Raw genomic sequence first — 20683 nt, 5'->3', positions numbered from 1 at the left:
ACTTATGACAAATTAGTAAACAACGCTACCAATTATTAATTTTTTTATTGATTTTAACTTGCCAGACTACACTCCACACGCGGCTTCCCATCACTTATCATTGGACGAGTTTACCCTCCTTATCCACTAAACTAATGGGATAATCACCGGAGAAACACGCATCACAATTCGTATGGTTAGCCACAGGGCGGCCTTGGTGACCAAGGGCACGGTACAAACCATCAAAGCTAATAAAAGCAAGACTGTCAGCATTAATCGCCTCACGCATTTCCTCTAGTGAATGTCGCGCCGCTAACAGATGTTTCTCCGAAGGGGTATCAATCCCATAAAAGCACGGATGCTTTGTTGGCGGAGAGGTAATGCGCATATGCACCTCCTTCGCCCCAGCAGCGCGCACCATATCGACAATCTTACGTGAGGTTGTTCCCCGTACGATCGAATCATCCACCAAAATAACGCGCCGTCCTTCCAGTACGGCTTTATTAGCGGAATGCTTCATCTTCACACCGAGATTACGTATTTGATCTGTCGGCTGAATAAAGGTGCGCCCCACATAATGATTCCGCACAATACCCATCTCGTAAGGTAGGCCACTTTCATGTGCATAACCAATGGCCGATGGCACGCCAGAATCCGGCACAGGCACGACAATATCCGCTTCTACACCACTCTCCCGCGCTAACTCTCCCCCAATGCGCGTCCGCACTTCATAGACGGACTGACCCTCCAACACAGAATCAGGGCGGGCAAAATAAATATACTCAAAAATACAAAAACGCCGCCCGACATCCCCAAAGGGCCAAAGTGATGTAACACCATCCCCATTGATAACAACAATCTCACCCGGTTCAATATCGCGAACATAATCCGCACCGATAATATCCAGCGCACATGTCTCGCTGGCCAATATCCATCCACCAGCCTTCTTCTCATAACCAGGCATCCGCCCTAACACTAAAGGCCGCACGCCGAGTGGGTCGCGCATCCCCATCATGCCGTTATCAGGTGTTAAAGTAATAAGAGAATAGGCCCCTTTAATCTGCTTCGCAGCATCCATCAGACGGTCAATAGCCGTATCATAAAGAGAAATCGCGATAAGATGGACAATAACCTCTGTATCCATCGTAGAATGGAAGATACAGCCACGCTTTACCAAGGCTTGGCGCAAGGTCGCAGCGTTAGTCAAATTGCCATTATGAGCAACAGCCAACCCCCCAAAGGCATAATCCGCATAAATGGGCTGAACATTACGTACATGCGTCCCGCCCGTTGTGCCGTAGCGGTTATGGCCAATCGCTGCTTCGCCGGGCAAGCCCTCTATAACCGTTTGGCTACCAAACACATCACCCACTAACCCAAGGGCTTTATGTTGATGAAAGGACTCGCCATCAAAACTGACGATGCCCGCCGCCTCCTGACCACGATGTTGCAGAGCATGCAGGCCTAGGGCTGTAAGAGCGGCTGCATTCGGCACACCCCACACACCAAAAACACCACATTCCTCATAAGGACGACTGGACGATTCAGGAAAAGACATAGACAGAGCAAACCTGACGAGCGAATCCCGCTCTTACTGAGTGACACAGCAGCGCATGAAACGCTGCCCCTTCAATGGCTATTTGGAGCCATAATGGCAAGATGTTCCGACCAGGAAAGCGGTACATAACCCTGCAAAAAAGCAACGCCTTGCACAATATAAGGGGAGAGGGTGCTCCCTTTCATCGCAGTTTCCAGCCAATCTTGGGCAAGATACCCTCCTGCGCAAAAAAGCAACACTAAAACCACATAACCACGCACCACACCAAAGCCTGCCCCTAAAAGAGCATCCAGCGGACCAGAGAGAACAACCCGAAGCGCGCGCGCTAACTGCCCTATTACAAAGTTAAGCACAATCAACACCAATACAAAAAGGACTAACCGCCCACCCCAATAAAGCAACGGCGTCCCTTGAAGGGAGGGCACAACCAACGGACCAAGCTTTGCCAAAACAGCACCGCCTGCCCGCATGACAACCCACACACTCCCGACCCAGACCAACAAAGCCCCGCTCTCGCGAGAGACGCCTCGCATCAATCCCCATAATGCCGAAAGCCCAATGAGACTGAGAATCCCCCAATCCATTGGTCCTAGATGCTCTAAAAACGTCCCATGCAGGCCTGCCATAACGACTCTAAAGCCCTCCGCCTCTCACTATAATTAGGGCAATTTGGTAGAACGATACCGCCCACCCTTACGCGCTCTTATGCCACGCTCTAACAAATCTGCCGAGAGGTCGAGCCGCTCTTTTAGTTCCTGCCATATAGCGGCCTCATCAATCCCATGCTGTCGCCATATTTTTTGAAGCTCCTGCAAAAAGAACGCACTATCACTTACCAGAGCCTTTGGATCGCCATAGAGATAATCCAACAAGCAATCAGTCGCCTGCTCTGCAAAGAGCTTGCACTCTTGGCCCGCCTCCAGCTCCACGCGCTCTTTGGTAAGTGTGTCTTTTATGGATTTTTTCATCACGTCATTACTATAGCGATTCCACTACCTTATGCGAAAGAAAAGAAAGCACACGAGGGCGTTACCGCTCTTCCAACAATCAAAAACTCAATCAATCATAAATATTTTTTAAAGATTCGCTTAATAAACATATTTTTTGTTCTATCACACCTTAAAAATATGACTTTCCATAAGAAAGACACCTTGCGTCAGAAATCATATGTTAATATTCTAACCAAGATGACTCAGCAGAATATTCTGCTTTAATCCTTATGATTGATGGCAAAAGCTCATGTCTCTAACTTGGGAAAACTCACAGAATTACAGTAATGATCCAAGCAGCTACTCACCCGGCTTCTGGTTCCATAGGTCATGGTTTCCCGAGGGAAGACCATTTGACCCGGATGAACAACTCTCTCCATTTGACAATTTAACACCTAATTTAACAGCCTATAAGCTTGTCGTGGACGGCAATACGACTGTTTCACCGGGCAATACAGCCCTCGCGTCTCTATATTTCGAAGAGACCCCTTCAATCATAGCAAGAGTAACGCTAAAATATGAAGGTGCCCTTTTCCAGGGGGCTGTTGAACCTAATATCATAGCCGAGCTCCAAATTACGGGCATCTCCTTTGTAGATAGGACAACAGGCAAGCCCGTAACGGTTAGTAATGTCGCGAACCAGGCGAATACCTACTATTCCCCTGACCTATACCAACTCCAACAAAGCATTGCGAATGGCACATTAGCCAATAATTATACCTTCCTACAGCTCGCGCCTGCCGACTCTGCAATCACCGATAGCGAACGAGGCACAGTCAGAGCGGGCCTCCCGGTTGCTGTGGGCCCAAGCCCAGGTTGGCAGCTGCGCGATCCCCCCATTGTGGTTGCCTGCTTCCTCCCCGGCGCTATGATTACAACAGAGGCAGGCCCTAAGGCTGTGGAGGACCTTGCTGTTGGGGACCTTGTCCTTACAGGTCCTATCGGAGATCAGAAGTTAGAGCCTGTCACATGGGTCGGAAAAGGCCATGTATATGTCCTTCCACACCTTCCATGTGATGAAGCAGGGTACTCAATTTGCATTCGCAAGGATGCACTCGGGGAGGGCTGCCCTAATGCGGACCTTTATGTGACATCAGAACATACGCTCTATTTTGAAGGACGGCTCGTCCCGGCGCGTATGCTCGTTAATCATCGGTCCATCTATTACGATCGTGAGCAACTCTCTTATGAGTATTATCATTTTGAGACAGCCTCTCACAGCATCGTGCATGCCAATAATGTGGCCACTGAGAGCTATCTCGATACAGGCAATCGCCGCCATTTCCGGGCGGCACAGCCGCAGCAAGATGGTAATGTGCTTGCCTTCCCAACACCAAAAGAATGGGCAAAGGATGCTTACGCTCCGCTCACGGTGACAGCAGACTTCGTTCAACCGCTTTATCAACGGCTTGAGGAACGAGCTAAATCTCTTGGCTTCGCTTCCCAGCAACCTTCTGCCACTCTTACCTACGACTCCAACATCCATCTCATCACCGATAAAGGGGAGACACTCCACCCCCTACGCCGCGTGAAGGACCGGGTCGTCTTCCATCTGCCAGAAGGGGTGAAAACATTGCGTCTTCGCTCTCGGACAAGTCGCCCTTGCGACACGCTCGGCCCGTATATTGATGACCGCCGTAATCTCGGTGTCCTCGTTGGGGAGATAGAACTCCACCAAGGCGGGCAGGTACACACCATCACCCATCATCTCACAGATCAACATACAGGATGGGATGTAAAGGAGGAGGCTCCTTGCCGCTGGACAAATGGTGATGCTCTCCTCCCCCTCCAAGGGATAGACCTTGCTCGTGAGCATACCATTTTAACCATCCAACTCCTCACAGAAGGGCCTTATCGTGAGAGCCCCGCCCACGGGGAGAACATCTTACAACAGGCTGCCTCATAACCTTGCGGGCCTCTCCTTTCCTCATAAAGGAGAGGCCCAATGGACGATAAACTGCCCAAAATCCTTTTCTCCCCGTGGAGAATCTTCTATACCTCTCCCCTATATGAATGGCGGTTATTGTCTTCTATCATGTGGGGTTCGGTTCTTATGAGTGTATCCGCCACACGCTACCGAGTGTGCTGTGCCTCAGCCATCATCCTCATAGGCAGCCTTCTCTCCCCTCATCACGCATGGGGGCAAGCTACACCCGTTGCAGGCTACTCCCCCGGCGCGCGTAGTGCCACAACCGCCAATACGATGCTTGATAGCGTTGTCGGCAATGCTCACTCTCCGCTTAAAAAACAAACCAGCATCACGGGCGACCTTTACCATATCGCTGCCGATGGCACTGTTACTGCGCCCAATGGGTTAATTGTCCCCCCCAGTGGTTGCCAAACCCCCAGTACGACCCGCCTCCCGACTGGCCAAGCGGCTAGTGCTCCAAACTCCCATTATCAATTTGGCACCGGCCGGCGTGGAAAAGGGTTTGAGACCGTAACCATCGGGGTAAGTGAACAACCTATCCTCGCAACATCCAGTCCCCATCCCCCCACAACACGTCGGGCAACACTCAATGCCTCTTTTGGTCCTACCGGCATTTATATTCTGCCAGAGCCATGCACGCGCTCCCATCCAAGCGACCGCGCCTTAACGTTAGATGCCGCCACCAGCCTTGCCAGTGCCGATGGCAACGCCTTTACTCTAGCGGGTAATCGCTCTCATGAGATCCCCGTCAATACAGCACAACGCTTACCTGATGGGGATATTGACTTAAGCAATAATGCTCTCGCTGGCCCCACCTCTCCGTAATGCCCACTTCTTCCACATCAGAACGGGCCTTAAAAGAGTGGCGCATATGGTCATGGTCTGCTTTATTGGGCTTGCTCCTCATTCCTGCACAAGCCCTTGCCCAAGGTGTTCCCCCTGCCACCACACAAGCCGGTGTGCCCATCACCGCTTTGCCAGAACCATTTGGCCTTTTTAATCGCCATACAATCGGCGGGCCCTCTGCTAATGTCCAAGGTACAACATCAGGCGATAACACCCCCAACACATCCCCGCCTGTAACAGAGCCCATTCCCCAAGGCCCTGCCGGACCAAACCCAACCCCCCATATGGCTAATGATGTGGCTTTGCCGCATCTCCAAGCTGTGGTCCTCCAACCTGCAGGTCAAACTGGCAGCCAACTGGACCAACAGCCCATTTCCTCAGCCGGGCTAAGGCTTAGCCACGCACCGGGGCTTTATAAAATCATCCTGCCTTATATAGGCAAACCCCTTACCTTCCAGAAAATGCACGAACTTACAGGGGCGATTGCCGTCTTTTATCGCCAACATGACCGCCCCTTTATCAGCGTAACGGTTCCGCCGCAGCGCGTGCATAATGGTGTGCTGCATATTGATATTTCCGAATACCATTTGGAGCGCATCACGGTGCATGGCAACCGCTGGACGCCTGCTTGGCAAATCCGGCAGACCAGCACACTCAGCCCCAACCAAACCATGGCCCTCACCTCCCTTCAGACGGAGCTAGACTGGCTTAACCTTAATCCTTTTCACACGGCAGACCTCATCTACCGCCCCGGTACGCACCCCGGCAGTACGGATGTGGATATTAATATCACAGACCGCTTCCCCGTTTATGCTTATGCCGCCATGAATAATCAGGCCGACCGCTCCTTAGGGCGGTTTAACTGGTACACGGGAGCCTCATGGGGAAACGCTTTTGGGCTGGGGCACATCCTGACCTATCAATTCAACCGCACTTTTATGAATCGCTTTGACAACCATACAGGCAGTTGGACCATCCCTCTTTTTGGGCATAATGCGCTCCAAATCTTTGGCAATTACGCCCTCTCTCACCCCACCAGCAACACGCGCGACCTCATCAACCGTGGTCAGAGCGGGCAAGTCTCCCTACGCTGGCTCCATATGTTCGACCATATCGCCCTAGGCCGTAATGCTGGTCTTGATGGCATGATTCAAGTTGGGTTTGATTGGAAGAATACCCATTCCGACCAATTCTACCATGCACGGACCATCACCCTCTCCGAGGCCGATACAGCGCAATTTGTGGTAGGCTATACAGGCTCCCTCCAAGACGCATGGGGGCAGACGCAAATTAATAACCAATTCTTTTACGGTCCCGGCGGCCTACTCCCCAATGATACACGCCGCGCTTATGAGGGCATCTTCCCGAAATCCAGCCCGAATTATGTTTATGACCGCCTCATGCTCACCCGCACACAAAATCTTCCTTACGGGTTTTCCTCCACCACGAAGGTAACCTTCCAACGTGCGAGCAAAAATCTACTCTATAGTGAGCAGCTCATGATTGGGGGAATGGGCAATGCACGCGGTTATTTTGCCAATACATCCTTCGGCAGTAACGGCAATGCTGTAAGCGAGGAGATATTCACCCCCGCCCTCTCTCTCCTCAAACTCGCCCATATCCCCACAGCAGGACAGCCAGATAGCAATAAGCTGGGTATCTTTTGGGATTGGGCAGATAACCGCCAAGTCCGCCATGTCGGCACAGGGCCACGCGCAGCTAGCCTCGCCAGCATTGGCGCAGACCTCACCGGTAGCCTCAATAGGCACATCAACCTTACAGTCGACGCCGGGATACGCCTGCGCCGCATCCATACAACAGAGCTCGCAAATCGCCGTGGGACGTTCTGCGACTTCCAAATTGTGGGGGGATTTTAAGCCCCTGCCCGCGGGAGGTTAAGCTCCTGCCATACATGATTCAACGCACGGACCAAAGAGTCTAAATCTGCCTCTGTATGCAGCGGCCCCGGCGTAAGGCGCAAACGCTCCGTGCCGCGCGGGACAGTCGGGTAATTAATCGGCTGAAGGTAATGACCATGCTCTTTTAAGAGCCGGTCTGTCACCTCACGGCACAAAGCCGCATCCCCCACCATCACCGGCGTAATATGCGATTGCGCGGGCATATAAGGGAGTTTCACTGCCTCTAGCTTCTTCCGCAAAGAGGCTACAGCGGCTTTCTGCCCCTTACGTTCGGCATCGCTATGGCGCAAATGCCGCACACTCGCCAGAACCCCCGCGGCAATCATCGGTGGCAAAGAGGTCGAGAAAATAAAGCCAGAACCAAAAGAGCGCACAAAGTCGCATAACGCCGCCGAGGCTGCAATATAGCCCCCCACCACGCCATAAGCCTTGCCTAATGTGCCTTCAATCACTGTCAGGCGATGCTCCAACCCACGCTCCTGCGCGACACCACCCCCTTGAGGGCCATACATCCCAACCGCATGGACCTCATCAAGATAGGTCATCGCATTATAGCGGTCAGCAATATCGCAAATCTCCTCAATCGGAGCGATATCGCCATTCATGGAATAGACTGATTCAAAAGCCACAATCTTGGGCGTCTCAAGCGGAAACTCTTTTAGCTTCGCTTCTAAATCTTGTAGGTCATTATGCTTGAAGATGCGCTTCTCCGCACGGGAGTGACGAATCCCCTCAATCATGGACGCATGGTTCAATTCGTCAGAAATCACCACACAGCCCGGTAAACGTGCCGCTAATGTTCCTAGTGTAACCCAATTTGATAAATAGCCTGAGTTAAATAATAACGCGCTCTCCTTACCATGGAGAGACGCAAGCTCTCTCTCCAAACTAACATGGTAATGATTAGTGCCAGAGATATTACGCGTTCCCCCCGCGCCAGCCCCGCTTTCATCCAATGATTTATGAATCGCCGCTATAACATCAGGATGTTGCCCCATCCCCAAATAATCGTTAGAGCACCATACCGTCACATCACGCCCAACACCGTGATGAAATGCCTTGGGGAACTTACCTGCATGACGCTCTAACTCCGCAAAATAGCGGTAGCTACCATCAGCACGCAGGCCATCTAATGCGGTTTGAAATAGGGTATCGTAATTCATAAAATAGTTCTCCTTGCGGGCCTCACTTTAGGTCTCACTCCCCAGAAAGCAAGGCTTAAACACTGTTATAGGCGAAAACATGATTACAGAAACCTTAAAAGGGGACCATAAAACTACTATTTTCCTCTCCATTCCGTTATAGCTAACTCCTCTTATGATTCCCCATCACGGGGCTTGCTGCCGGAGGGCCTCTCTTTTGCCTATGTCCGCCTCATCTCACCAAAATGAACATCCCCGTTTTGCTGCTTTACTGCCTTACTGGCAGGTCACACTGGCTGCCTTTAGCGGCTGGTTTTTGGATGCGTTTGACCAAACCGCCCTCATGTTTACCCTCCCCGATATTGCAAAGGATTTCGGCTGTTCATTGGCGATGTTAGGCAGCGTCTTTTTAGCGCAAGCTCTGGGGCGCGCTGTTGGCAACACAGGGTGGGGATGGCTCTCAGACCGCTTCGGACGCAAACCAGCCTTTACATTAGGCGTCCTTTTCTTTGCCCTGTTCGCCGCGTTAACCGGCACAACGCATCATCTCCTCAGCCTCATCATCATTCAATTCCTTTTCGGCATTGGCTTTGGGGGAGAATGGACCGCCTCCGCCACACTCTTGATGGAGAGCGTACCCGCCCCGCTCCGCCCCTTAGCCTCTGCTACAATGATGTCCGGTTATGAAATCGGCTATATGGCCGCAGCAGGGGCGCAGGCTTTAATTCTGCCACATTATAGCTGGCGGCTTATGTTCTTTATCGGCTTACTCCCGGCTTTACTCGTCATCTTTATTCGCCTTGGAGTGGCAGAAAGCCCCCTCTGGCTCGCCACGCAAGAAAAGAAGAAGCACGCAACACATACCTCCCCAACCGCCGAGAAAGGCCCCAGCCTATGGCATATCATACGTGCCTTCTGGAACGGAGCTGCTTTCCAAGCTGTGGCCTTTATGTGCTTCCTAGAGTTCCAAAAAGCAGCATTATACACATTCTACCCCACGATTTTGCGGGAGCATCACCATCTAAGCCCCCAGCTTATCTTCTGGCCCGTAGCACTTTATTGCCTCGGCTCTTTTAGTGGGAAAATCCTATGCGGGGCTTTAGCTGCACGCTTTGGGGAGGCCCGCATCATGCGCCTTGCCCTCCTAACAGTCATACTTTTAATCATCCCCTTCCTCAATGCAGGACCATGGGCCATTTTGCTGGCATCAGCCTTCCTCATCGGGGCGGCCGCATCAGGCGTTTATGCCCTTGTGCCACATTATCTCTCCCAACGCTTCCCTAATGAACGCCGCAGCGCGGGTATGGGCACAAGCTATGCTGTTGGCTCATTAGGGCAAGGCTTAGCAGGTCGCATTGTACCCGCTCTTGGGCCTCTCGTGGCAGGGCTGCCCATCGCTGCAACCATATGCGTGCTCGCTGGTACGATGATGAGCATCGGGGTAACGTTCTTCCGCCCGAAAGATGTGCAAAACTTCTAAGGGATTCAGCACAAAAAAGGCGGCCTTTTTGGGGCCGCCTTTTACATAAGGTCCTTATGACCTCTAGGCCTTAGAAGCTTACATTCACACTACCTGTAGCACCGCTTTCGGTAGAGTGGTTGCCATATTGGCCGATATAGGAGAGGTCCAGATTAATGCGGTTTGTAATCTGTGCCGTAATGCCTGCATCCGTCACAGCGGCATTGCTGGAGAGCAGAACACCAGCAACATCCATCGTGCTTGTTCCACCACCGGCAACAAAGCCTTCATGCAGCCCGGGCTGCAAACGCCCAAACCCATGACGATACCCCGCCATAATATGCGGCATAAAGACAGCCTTACCAATATTCACCCGCGTGGCCGCACGGAAGCCAAAGGTGGAGAAGGTCACACCCTGATCCGTCCCCCGGCTGCGCAAGGCCGCATCATTACCATGCTCACGATAGCTGTTCGTCTGCATATTGACGTAAGCCACATTCATAAAAGGCTCAAACACTGTACGGCCTGCGCGCAGCTTATAGCCAAGCTCCGCATAGGCTTGCGCTGTACCGCCCAGATAGCTGCTCCGCACACGGCTGCCATAATCCCCAACAGCAATCTGACGGCGCGTGTTAATCACATTCCAGCTATAATCGGCCCCTAAACGAAGGTTCAGCCGCCCCCAATGCGTCCCCGCATAGGCCCCAACAGAGATGTTATTGCTGTTACCAGAGGAGGACCGCCCACGCGCCACATTAAATTGAGAATGACCATAGGAGAGCAGCCCACCAACACGCCAATGACTATGGTTGATGGGGGTATCGGCCCCGATGATAAAGCCTGCCGTGTTATGGTGCATCAGCGCGGCATTACCATCCCCGCTATTATGGCCTAAGCCCCCATAAGCTTGGCCCCAGAGGACAGCATGGTCAGAGTAGCAGGCCTCGTTCTTTTTATGCGTTTTGAGGTCATAAACACTCTGCCCATTACGCCCATAATCACAATCTGCATTGGCGAGACGGTTAATCACAGCATTGCGGAGATAGAAGCTATCTTGGATTAACGCTGTGCGGATGGAGGCATGTAACTCACCCGAGAGATTATCAAGCGCGCGGCGAGCTTGGTCTTTGGTCAGGCCCGTTAAGGCTGTCACCAACCCACTCCCTGCACCGACATGGCTTACCCCTCGGCCAGCCGTCACCTCATTATGCGTCCCGCCAATATCACCAAAGCCAGTGCTATTGCGCTTCAACACAATATCGACCGCATCAGCACTATAAGCGAGGGTCGGGTCCAGATACGCATATTGCGCGGCGAGATTGGTCGTTAGGCCATCAAATTGACCGCTCACCCCTTGTGTGGCTGTCAGCACGCGGTACGCCTGCCCATAAGTTAGGCCTGCCCCTGCATTTTTAACAATCAGGTCGAGCGTCCCACCCGCTAAGTTTGCCTTGCCTGCAACGGCCAGACGGTCAGAGGTTAGCTCCTTATACCCAGCCCCCTTTGCCGTGGTCAGGCTCTGGCCTGTCGTGTCGCTAGTGCCATTAATGCGAAGGATGGAGCCTTTCGCCATGCTCACATCACCTGCGACATTCAGGGTAGAAGGCGTGTTAGAGCCAACCGTCCCAGGTGCAATAAGGCCACCCGACTGAACATTTAAACTATGAAGACTACCCGTCCCACGCAATGTACCGCCATTTTGGACATCCGTTAGACCACCAATATAAGGAGATACCTGACCATCTACTTCCAACGTACCTCCATTTTTAATGGTTAAATTGCCAGTAGACGCGTAATAATCATTAAGAACTTCCGTCCCCCCAGCAATGGTTAACCCAGCACCCCCAAAACCCAGCCGTTTATAGCCCCATGGGCCTGTGTTAGAATCAAATTACCGTTTAGGGTCGTTCTGTTACCCTTCCCAGTGTTATATGAAAACGCTGTAACATCATTATCTTTGTCTTTATTAGTATCCCCAAAGACAAAATCACTCTTAGACGATATGTCACCCTCAGCAACGACATTACCTAGAAACGTGGAAGCACCAGCATCGGAAGAAATATTATGTATAGTGGCGTTTCTTATGGTGAGGGCGCCTAAGTTCTTTATATCCCCACCAACACTCACCTTACCTTGCGGCTGATCTCCTATCTTAGTTGTCGTCTCATTCAGCAAGTCCCCAGCAATAGACCCATCTAAGTGGAAATCACCCCCTTTAACATCTGTTAAACCTGTATAGGTATTTTGACCACTAAAGAATACACCTCCTCTGAAGAGATTCACACCACCACTACCAGAAATACTACCAAAATATGGCTTAATATAATTAGCATTCACGATATTTAGTGTATTTTTACCTAATATAACGCTACCAGAGCCACTAATGGTATTCACAGTTTCATCTGATGCCGCCTTACTGATATCAAAACTACCCTGTTGCTCAATATCAATGGAAGCAGACTGGGCAATACTGCCTTGACCAGCAAGGGCGAGGGTACCCTCATTTACATTAGTGGAGCCTGTATAGCTGTTATTGCCTGTTAGGGTCTGCGTGCCCGTACCCACTTTCACGAGGCTACCAGCATTCTTAGAGCTATCATTTTGGATGACGGAATCTAGCGTATCATCCTGATTCAATGCACCAACAGTGAACGTCCCCTTTAATGAGATAGTCCCCCCTCCATTGCCAGAGAGCGAGCCAACACCACTACCCCCAACAGCGTTTATCGCTCCTCCGTTATTTTTAATGGTCGCCGCATCTGCGCGAGAAGAATCGTTAAGATTAATTATACCGCCATTATTATTTGTAATGGTCGATGCACCAACAGAGGACGCATTATTAACATTTAAAACAGCGTTGATCCCATAACCGCCTCTATTATTTATATCTGCATGGCCATTCGTGTCAGCTGAATTAAGATTAATCGTGCCTCCATCATTAATTATACTATGATAACCTAATGTAGCGTGATTATTCACATTAAGTGTCGCATTGCCTACAAAAACGGTGCCGCCATGTGCATCGCTTGATGAGGCCCCAAAAGGGGTATCACTATTAGCGTTAATTGTCGTCTTCGTAGGGAATGAGGCATCATTAAAAGAGCCTTTAAAGTACGTATCCCCCGTATAAGTGTTATTCCCATTAATATTAAGAACAGAGGGATTATCTCGATTACCCCACACTTCGAGCTTCTGTCCCGGCCCAACGATAGAGCCCTTCAACGTACCTGTATGGCCATTTAAGTCCAACCCGGCATAGTTATTAAACGCACCAAGGATAACGGTACGGTTCGTAGTCACATCCCCACCAAGCCGCAAGGTACCGCCATCAATATTCAGAGCTGTCCCAGCAGCCCCTAAACTTTGGTCAGACGCAATTTGGAGTACCCCGCCCATAACGACAGTCCCCCCCCCGTGTAGCTATTCGCCACACTAAGGTTCAACGTCCCTAAATCAGTCTTAACAAGTGTCGTAGAGTTGCCAGACTTATCTGTAATATTTGTACTAATATTTGCAACCGTACCGGTACCCACCATGGTCCCATCCCCCACACGAATCACAGAAACTGCACCGGTTGGGTTATAAAGAAGGCCCGCGTTTTGTGCTGCACTTTGACTTTTTTGATTCGTTACATCAAATGCAGATTGATTATACACCTTCCCATCTAAAACAATATTTGATGATGTACCTTAAGGGATAAGATAATATGATTGTGTATCATTCCCATTATGAGCAGGCGTAAACTGCATACCACCAACATCTACAGTCCCCGCTACTGTAATTGCGCCGTTCTCGGGACTGGAGGCCGTACTATGCTGAAAAATAGCATAACTACCGGCAGCCCACGGCGCACTCTCTGTTCCTGCAGCATTTGTCCAGTTTGTTTGTGCAGTATCGTCCTGCTTCCACACCCCGGAACCACCCTCCACTTGATTCGTAGGGGTCATATGAGTGCCATTCCAGAAAGATAAATTATCGGTCGAATTCGCCTCAACCAAATTGACCTGATGGTGACCTATCTGGAAACTGTCCGTTCCCCCTTGTGGAGTACCATAAACATTGAGACTTAACTTATCTCCCGTTTGGACCGTCCCCTCGTAAAGATAGAGGGTCCGTACCCCTGACCCTACATAATCAAATGACGAATGTGCTAGAACCTCCCCATTTAAAGTAAGATCACCTCCCACTTTAATAAGACCACCATGCTGACTTGTTGTGCGCGTAAAATCTGAGGTACCATCAACTGTTAAATTACCTCCAATTTTCAAATCATCCCATGGATTGGCCGCATAACCAGACTCAATCGTGCCGCCTGTCTGAATATATGTTGTACTATTACGGCTACCGATTGTACCTACACCATTAAGAAGACCGCCATCCTCAATCGTTACATTGCTTGTATTAGGAACACTACCATAGATGTGTAATCTGCCACCATATTTTACAGTAGTCGCACCGCTATAATCCATTTCATTATAAACATCAGTTGCACCAGCATATGTTACAAGATTTAGCTGGCCACTTACATTACCTCCAAATCCTTCTTTAGCATATTGAGCATCTTGACCAGCAAAGACGGTAATCGTCCCACCATTCCCTGTAATATCTGCACCAAGCTTATCATTATTACCCGGGGAGGTGATATTCAGATCCTTAGAGTACATATTAACTGTACCGCTATCGCCGGAAAGGCTTTTAATATTAACCGCCCCCCCCAACGCCAGAGCCCATCAGGTGAAGTGCAAGAACCACAAGCAGACCCAAGGCTAAAGATGCCGCCATTCATGATAACACCGCTAGAGGTCTCAATGCTTCCTTCTATCCCTAAAGCAAGCATACCTTGGGCTAATCGTGGTCGAACCCGTATAGCTATTTGCTGATGCCAATAATGTTGTACCCGGCCCATTTTGCACGACAGAAACCAGCTTGTTCCCATCATCTGTAATGGAATCAATATAAGGGACCATCTTACCTTGGGCAGACGTAAAAATCTTCGTCTCCCCCACTGGTTGAGGCGCCCCATCATCAGCCCACGCTGACGATACCATCGAGGAGAAAGAGGACACACTTGCCAGCAATAACGCACATCGTGCGGATAGTTTTAATGACCGACAAGCAGGCACTATCTCTAATGGCAATCGCATCCCACCTTGAACCTCGCGCATTTTCATCACGAACCTTCTCCCTGAATCGTTATTTAATTAATCAAAAAATGGGAAGAAGCATCTCCTTCATCAGTCAGGCTTGTCTATAAAAAATTACTTACCTCTTCAAATGGAGTAATTTTGTCCTTATGCGTTATTAAAAAAACCCAATGCTGAAAAAAGGATAGGTAACACTGCCTACTTCCTCATTTTTCTAAAGAAATCAGCCTTTTTAGAGGGAAAACTTGCCTTTTTTTTACAATCAAGTGAATACCCCAATAACCTTATTTAAGTACAGCTTAGGCGAAACAGACTCTCTTAGACATCCATATAGGATTGAGCTACCCATTCCGCTACACGGATTCCATCCATCCCAGCAGAGAGGATACCCCCTGCATAGCCAGCCCCTTCCCCCGCCGGGTAAAAGCCACGCACAAGCGGGCTTTGGCCAGTATCATCCCGCAAGATGCGCAGAGGCGAAGAGGTCCGCGTCTCCACCCCCGTCATCACCGCATCATCCATGCTATAGCCCTTAATCTTGCGCTCAAAACGCGGCAGAGCTTCCCGGATGGAGGCCACGACAAAATCTGGCAAACATGTTGTAAGGTCTGTCGGGGTAACACCCGGCTGATAAGACGGCACAACCGCTCCCAAAGAGGTTGAAGCCCGCCCTGCGAGGAAGTCCCCCACTCGTTGAGCTGGGGCCCGATAAGCCCCACCACCCGCTATAAACGCAGCCTTCTCCCAATGACGTTGGAAGGCAATCCCCGCCAAAGGCTCATCGGGAAAATCCACCCCCGGCCGAACCTCCACAACAATGCCGCTATTAGCATTACGCTCCGCACGGGAATATTGGCTCATCCCATTGGTGACGACTTGACCTTCCTCCGAGGTTGCTGCGACAACTTGCCCACCCGGACACATACAAAAAGAATATACACCCCGGCCCGTACTAGCATGATGCACCAGCTTATAATCCGCAGCACCAAGCAGAGGATGCCCCGCTTGCGGGCCAAAACGCGCAACATCTATCACTGATTGAGGATGCTCAATCCGCACCCCAATAGAGAAAGGCTTGGCCTGCATCGGCACGCCACTCTCATGCAGCATAGCAAATGTATCGCGTGCTGAATGCCCCACCGCCAAAATCACCCGCTCCGCAGGTAAAACCTCCCCAGTAGAAAGCCTAACCCCAGTAATCTGCCGCATATCTGGCTTATCTGCACAAGCTGCCGTCTCAATGCCCTCCAGCCGTGTCTCAAACCGATATTCACCACCGAGAGCCTCAATCTGAGCCCGGAGGGACTGCACAACCGTCACTAAACGAAACGTCCCAATATGGGGTTTGGAGAGATATAAAATCTCCTCCGGGGCTCCGGCCTTTACGAACTCCTCCAAAACCTTACGGCCAAGATGACGCGGGTCCGACACGCCAGAATAAAGCTTGCCATCAGAGAATGTACCGGCACCCCCCTCGCCAAATTGTACATTACTTTCCGCTGTAAATTGCGCCTTCCGCCATAGGGCGAATGTATCGGCCGTGCGCTGCCTAACAGCACGACCACGCTCTAAAATAATCGGCTTTAACCCTGCTTGAGCTAAAATAAGAGCCGCCATCAACCCACATGGCCCTGCCCCAACCACAATAGGGCGCGCGGCCCTTTCACGTTGTTCTGCGGTCAATATCGGGGCGACCCAGCGCGTATCGGGGGTAGGGCGAATCTGCTGGTCATCGCCAAAACGCGCTAAAACAGCCTCACAATCCCGCACGTCACAATCGAGCGTATAGACAAGCTGTATATGCCCCCGCCGCCGTGCATCATACCCACGGCGGAAGATATGATAGGCCCGCAAAGCCTCTGCCTCTATGCCCAGACGCGTAATAATCGCCGTGCGTAGCTCATCCTCTGCATGGTCTAGGGGGAGAGCAAGGTTACTCAAACGAAGCATAGGAGAAGAAGCTGTCATGCCCGCTCCTTTACTGCTAGCAACGCGGCTCTGGCAAGCAGGCTCAGCACAAGCAGAGCAGAAAAATGATGCATCGTGAATAAGTTTCCCTTATCATTAGCCTTCCTGTGCTTTCCTCTGCCTATCAGGATATTCATGACGACCACCGCCCATCACCACCATGACCATGACCATCATGACCACCATACGCATACACATGGGCATGGGCATGGGCATGGGCATCATCACGGGGGGCATAGCCATGCGCCAACCTCTTTTGGTGGCACCTTCCTCATCGCCATTCTTCTCAATTCTGCCTATCTGATTGGGGAGGCCGGATGGGGATTTGCCGCCCATTCTCTCTCCCTTTTAGCCGATGCCGGGCATAATCTCTCCGATGTATTAAGCCTACTTGCCGCATGGGGCGCACAAGCCCTCGCCCGCCGCAGCCCCAGCGAACGCTTCACTTACGGTTTTAAACGCGCCACGATTCTCACCGCTCTCCTCAATGCAACCATCCTTTTGCTCGTCACGGGGGGGATTATTTGGGAGGCTATCTGGCATTTCATCCATCCAGAAATCGTCCACGGCCGGACAATCAGCATCGTAGCGGCTATTGGCATCCTCATTAATGGTGGCACGGCTTTATTGCTCATGCGCGGGGCGCATCACGACCTCAATATGCGCGGGGCCTTCCTCCATATGGCCTCCGATGCTCTTATGGCCCTAGGGGTCGTCATCGCAGGGGGGCTTATCACCCTCACAGGCTCTTCCTTCATCGACCCCTTAGCGAGCCTCATCGTCTCTGGGTTGATTATCTGGGGCACATGGTCGCTTCTGACCCACGCACTCGGCCTCGCTTTAGATGCGGTCCCACACAGCATCACACCACGCGCTGTTGAGGATGCCCTACGCGCTATGCCCGCTATTGCGGACCTCCATCACCTCCATATCTGGCCAATCAGCACAACCGAAACTGCTCTAACGGTCCATCTCACCCTCCACCCCTTCCCTGAAGGATACAGCGCGCAAGACGCACAAAGCCAGATTGCGGCAACCCTGCATGAAGCCACCCATCTGTTGCAAGAACGCTTTGCCATCGGCCATCCGACCTTCCAAGTCGAGGCTGCTACGGCTACGGCCTGCTCTGCACCGCATTGCACGCCAGAGGCTCACCATACATCAACCACAACCACGGACTAACCCCATGGCTGCCGCTCTCCCACTCCCAACCCAAGAGGCCCCCCCTTATAACGCCGCAACGAAACTACGTTTGCGGGTTGCACGCCTCTCTATCCTTGTGAGTGTGATTGTCCTGAGCATCAAATACACAGCATGGGCTGTCTCACATTCCGGGGCTTTGCTCTCTGACGCTATCGAGACCATCCTTAACGTCCTTGCTGCCATCGGCACTTTATGGGCCGTTGCCTTCGCTGCACGCCCTGCGGACGACAACCACCCTTACGGACATGGCAAAGCTGAATATGTTTGGGCCGTGATAGAAGGCGTACTCGTTGTCCTCACCGCCCTCGTCATCCTTGCTATTGCAGGGCATGATGCCCTCCATATTCATGCGCCAGAAGCCCCCTTACCCGGCGCGTTGCTCAATGCTTCAGCGGGGGTTATCAACCTCCTCTGGGCACTCATCTTGCGGAGGATGGGCAAAAAGCACCATTCACAAGCACTCAGCTCCGCAGGGGATCATGTTCTCTCCGATGTTTGGGCCAGTATTGCCCTGCTCGTTGGTGTGTGCCTCATCCCTGTCCTTCATTGGCTTTGGTTGGACCCACTCCTCTCCGCCTTTGTGGCCTTAAATGTCCTATGGACAGGCTTTGGCATGATGCGCCATTCCATGACCGGTTTGCTTGATGAGGCCCCCCCGCCGGAGCTTGTCAGCCAAGTGGGCCAGACCATCACCCAAGCTGGCCAAGGCGCATTAGAGGCTCATGACCTCCGTATGCGGCGCGTTGGGGCTCTTTATTTCGTGGAATTCCATCTCATCGTCCCCGATGAAATGCGTATTACGGATGCTCATGATATTTGCGACCGCATCGAACATGCCATCCGCGCCGTATTAGGCCGCTCTTCCATTCATATTCATGTCGAGCCAGAAGACCTCGCCAAACGTCATAAACCCGGTGCGAGCGGTGTGTTGGTGATGTAACACGGCCTCCCCATACGTCCCTCCTGTTACGGTAAGGTCACATCTGCCATGCAAATGCACATCTCCCCTTGACCACACCCCGCCCTGCATCCGAATACGGGACCGAAATCCCTTCACCCTGACCCCGTGGCGGACCCACCCGAACTGTGCCCGATTCTTCCCAACCAACCCCACCTCCTGCCCCAAGCTCACCCCATGCGATGAAGCGGCGTAACCGTATTACGCGCTTTCGCCGCTCGGCACGCACGCATACAACGCATTGGCAACGCTCCCTCATCTTTTGGGCAGGAGCAATTACGGTTGGTATCATTGCATGGCTCTTTGCTCGCGCTGCTGATTATGCCAGCCATCTCTGCCTAAACTTAAACCACTGGAACCCTTATATCATGCTCGCTATCATCCCTAGCGGGCTAGCCCTCTCCATGTGGTTGACCAAACGCTTCTTCCCCGGTGCGCAAGGCTCTGGCATCCCTCAAACAATCGCTACACTGCATATTGAGGACTTCTCCCTCATCAACCGCATTTTGGCGTTACGGATTGCCTTTGGTAAAATCTGCCTCACCACCTTAGGGCTGCTCTGCGGGGCATCCATCGGGCGTGAAGGGCCAACAGTGCAGGTTGGTGCCGCTATTATGCACGCTTATTCCCGCTTTTTGGGTCATGCGAATGTCTCCACACGCCGGGGCGTTATCCTCGCAGGCGGGGCAGCCGGGGTGGCAGCGGCCTTCAACACCCCCCTTGCCGGGATTGTCTTTGCTATTGAGGAACTCTCCAGCTCCTTCCACCAACGGACCTCCGGCTTCATGCTCACAGGGGTTGTAATTGCTGGTGTAACGGCCATTGTCCTAACAGGGGGCAATTATACATATTTCGGCCATGCATCAGTTGATGTCCCTGTTGGCACAGCATGGATCGCCGTCCTCGCATGCGGCATCCTCGGCGGGCTGGGTGGTGGGGCCTTTTCCGCTTTTCTCATCCGTGTGGGGAAGGGGTTGCCGGGTAAAATTGGCCGCATCCAACGCTCCAGGCCTGTTCTCTTTACCGCCCTATGCGGCGTTTTGCTGGCTATTCTCGGCATTGCTAGCCATGGCGAGACATTCGGCACAGGGTATATCCAAGCCCATCACCTCGTTGATGGCTCCCGCCATGGCCATATGTCTTATTTCTTGATGAAATATGCCGCGACCATCATTTCTTATTGCTCTGGCATACCGGGCGGGTTGTTCGCCCCCTCCCTTTCCATTGGGGCCTCCGTCGGGGGGTGGGTAGCACGTTTCCTCCCCCATACCGCCCCCGGTGCAGTGGTTCTGCTCGGCATGGTGGGCTATTTCTCCGGCGTGGTGCAATCGCCCCTCACCGCCACCGTCATTGTGATGGAAATGTGCGATAACCAGCAAATCACCCTTGCTTTGTTGGCCACCGCCTTCCTCGCCTTAGGCGTCTCACGCATGGTCTGCTCCCATTCCCTTTACGGGCAACTCGCCGACCAATTCCTCGCCCGGCAGGAAGGGTATCTACAAAAGCAGCATGACCAAACCCGCCAAGCCTCATCAGACCATTCCACGCCGGAAGAAGCACCATAAGGGCCGCTTCTTCCAGCATCAGC

The 20683-nt window shown here is 51.9% G+C and carries 17 protein-coding genes; 7 read left to right on the top strand and 10 right to left on the bottom strand.

From position 1 onward, the window contains the following. Window positions 1-97: 97 nt before the first annotated feature. The 3 genes from purF to NQF89_RS03830 all read right to left on the bottom strand — a co-directional run bounded on the left by purF (window position 98) and on the right by NQF89_RS03830 (window position 2505). Window positions 98-1537 (bottom strand): amidophosphoribosyltransferase, encoded by a 1440-nt coding sequence (gene purF / locus NQF89_RS03840; protein WP_155572815.1) that lies wholly within the window; start codon window positions 1535-1537, stop codon window positions 98-100. A 71-nt stretch (window positions 1538-1608) separates the two neighbouring features. Beyond that, on the bottom strand, window positions 1609-2163 hold the full coding sequence (locus NQF89_RS03835; protein WP_266137546.1) for a CvpA family protein: 555 nt from the start codon (window positions 2161-2163) through the stop codon (window positions 1609-1611). Between the two features lie 33 nt (window positions 2164-2196). Continuing rightward, window positions 2197-2505: a hypothetical protein gene (locus NQF89_RS03830; protein ID WP_155572813.1), complete on the bottom strand. Its 309-nt coding sequence runs from the start codon at window positions 2503-2505 to the stop codon at window positions 2197-2199. 271 nt (window positions 2506-2776) lie between these two features. Here NQF89_RS03830 and NQF89_RS03825 point away from each other — a divergent pair, with 271 nt between their 5' ends. The 3 genes from NQF89_RS03825 to NQF89_RS03815 all read left to right on the top strand — a co-directional run bounded on the left by NQF89_RS03825 (window position 2777) and on the right by NQF89_RS03815 (window position 7179). Continuing rightward, window positions 2777-4432, top strand: a complete 1656-nt coding sequence (locus NQF89_RS03825; RefSeq protein ID WP_266137545.1) for a Hint domain-containing protein — start codon at window positions 2777-2779, stop codon at window positions 4430-4432. A 147-nt stretch (window positions 4433-4579) separates the two neighbouring features. After that, window positions 4580-5281: a hypothetical protein gene (locus NQF89_RS03820; RefSeq protein ID WP_266137544.1), complete on the top strand. Its 702-nt coding sequence runs from the start codon at window positions 4580-4582 to the stop codon at window positions 5279-5281. After that, window positions 5281-7179 carry a ShlB/FhaC/HecB family hemolysin secretion/activation protein gene (locus NQF89_RS03815; RefSeq protein ID WP_266137543.1) on the top strand — a complete coding sequence of 633 codons (1899 nt, stop codon included), beginning with the start codon at window positions 5281-5283 and terminating at the stop codon, window positions 7177-7179. The genes NQF89_RS03820 and NQF89_RS03815 overlap by 1 nt, the downstream gene beginning before the upstream one ends. On the opposite strand, the gene hemA is transcribed toward NQF89_RS03815, so the two are convergent. Further along, window positions 7176-8384: a 5-aminolevulinate synthase gene (hemA, locus tag NQF89_RS03810; protein ID WP_266137542.1), complete on the bottom strand. Its 1209-nt coding sequence runs from the start codon at window positions 8382-8384 to the stop codon at window positions 7176-7178. The two genes, NQF89_RS03815 and hemA, sit on opposite strands and share 4 nt — an antisense overlap. Window positions 8385-8586: 202 nt before the next feature. On the opposite strand from hemA, the gene NQF89_RS03805 reads away from it, so the two are divergent. After that, window positions 8587-9843: an MFS transporter gene (locus tag NQF89_RS03805; protein WP_266137541.1), complete on the top strand. Its 1257-nt coding sequence runs from the start codon at window positions 8587-8589 to the stop codon at window positions 9841-9843. A 70-nt stretch (window positions 9844-9913) separates the two neighbouring features. Here the strand turns inward: NQF89_RS03805 and NQF89_RS03800 are convergent, their stop codons facing one another. The 6 genes from NQF89_RS03800 to NQF89_RS03775 form a co-directional block, all read right to left on the bottom strand. Continuing rightward, entirely contained in the window at window positions 9914-11575 is a 1662-nt protein-coding gene (locus tag NQF89_RS03800; protein WP_266137540.1) for an autotransporter family protein, read from the bottom strand. Between the two features lie 77 nt (window positions 11576-11652). Then, window positions 11653-13218 carry an autotransporter-associated beta strand repeat-containing protein gene (locus tag NQF89_RS03795; RefSeq protein ID WP_155579079.1) on the bottom strand — a complete coding sequence of 522 codons (1566 nt, stop codon included), beginning with the start codon at window positions 13216-13218 and terminating at the stop codon, window positions 11653-11655. Then, entirely contained in the window at window positions 13179-13358 is a 180-nt protein-coding gene (locus NQF89_RS03790) for a hypothetical protein (protein WP_266137539.1), read from the bottom strand. Before NQF89_RS03790 ends, NQF89_RS03795 begins: the two co-directional genes overlap by 40 nt. 153 nt (window positions 13359-13511) lie before the next feature. Further along, window positions 13512-14540, bottom strand: coding sequence for a hypothetical protein (locus NQF89_RS03785; protein WP_266137538.1), 1029 nt, complete (start codon window positions 14538-14540; stop codon window positions 13512-13514). 87 nt (window positions 14541-14627) lie between these two features. Further along, entirely contained in the window at window positions 14628-14993 is a 366-nt protein-coding gene (locus NQF89_RS03780; RefSeq protein WP_266137625.1) for a hypothetical protein, read from the bottom strand. Window positions 14994-15284: 291 nt separating this feature from the next. Beyond that, a complete protein-coding gene (locus NQF89_RS03775; RefSeq protein ID WP_266137624.1) occupies window positions 15285-16916 on the bottom strand; it encodes an NAD(P)/FAD-dependent oxidoreductase in 1632 nt (543 codons plus the stop codon). Window positions 16917-17069: 153 nt separating this feature from the next. On the opposite strand from NQF89_RS03775, the gene NQF89_RS03770 reads away from it, so the two are divergent. The 3 genes from NQF89_RS03770 to NQF89_RS03760 all read left to right on the top strand — a co-directional run bounded on the left by NQF89_RS03770 (window position 17070) and on the right by NQF89_RS03760 (window position 20660). Further along, the gene (locus NQF89_RS03770; RefSeq protein ID WP_266137537.1) at window positions 17070-18116 is read left to right on the top strand and encodes a cation diffusion facilitator family transporter; all 1047 of its coding nucleotides are present in this window, start codon (window positions 17070-17072) and stop codon (window positions 18114-18116) included. A gap of 4 nt (window positions 18117-18120) precedes the next feature. Further along, window positions 18121-19077 carry a cation diffusion facilitator family transporter gene (locus tag NQF89_RS03765; protein ID WP_266137536.1) on the top strand — a complete coding sequence of 319 codons (957 nt, stop codon included), beginning with the start codon at window positions 18121-18123 and terminating at the stop codon, window positions 19075-19077. A gap of 200 nt (window positions 19078-19277) precedes the next feature. Beyond that, entirely contained in the window at window positions 19278-20660 is a 1383-nt protein-coding gene (locus tag NQF89_RS03760) for a chloride channel protein (RefSeq protein WP_155573462.1), read from the top strand. Window positions 20661-20683 lie beyond the last annotated feature (23 nt).

Origin of the sequence: Bombella pollinis (assembly GCF_026385485.1) — a bacterium.
Taxonomy (GTDB): Bacteria; Pseudomonadota; Alphaproteobacteria; order Acetobacterales; family Acetobacteraceae; genus Bombella; species Bombella pollinis.
The sequence above is the reverse complement of the archived record's forward strand: the minus strand, read 5'-3'. Positions and strand labels throughout refer to the sequence as shown.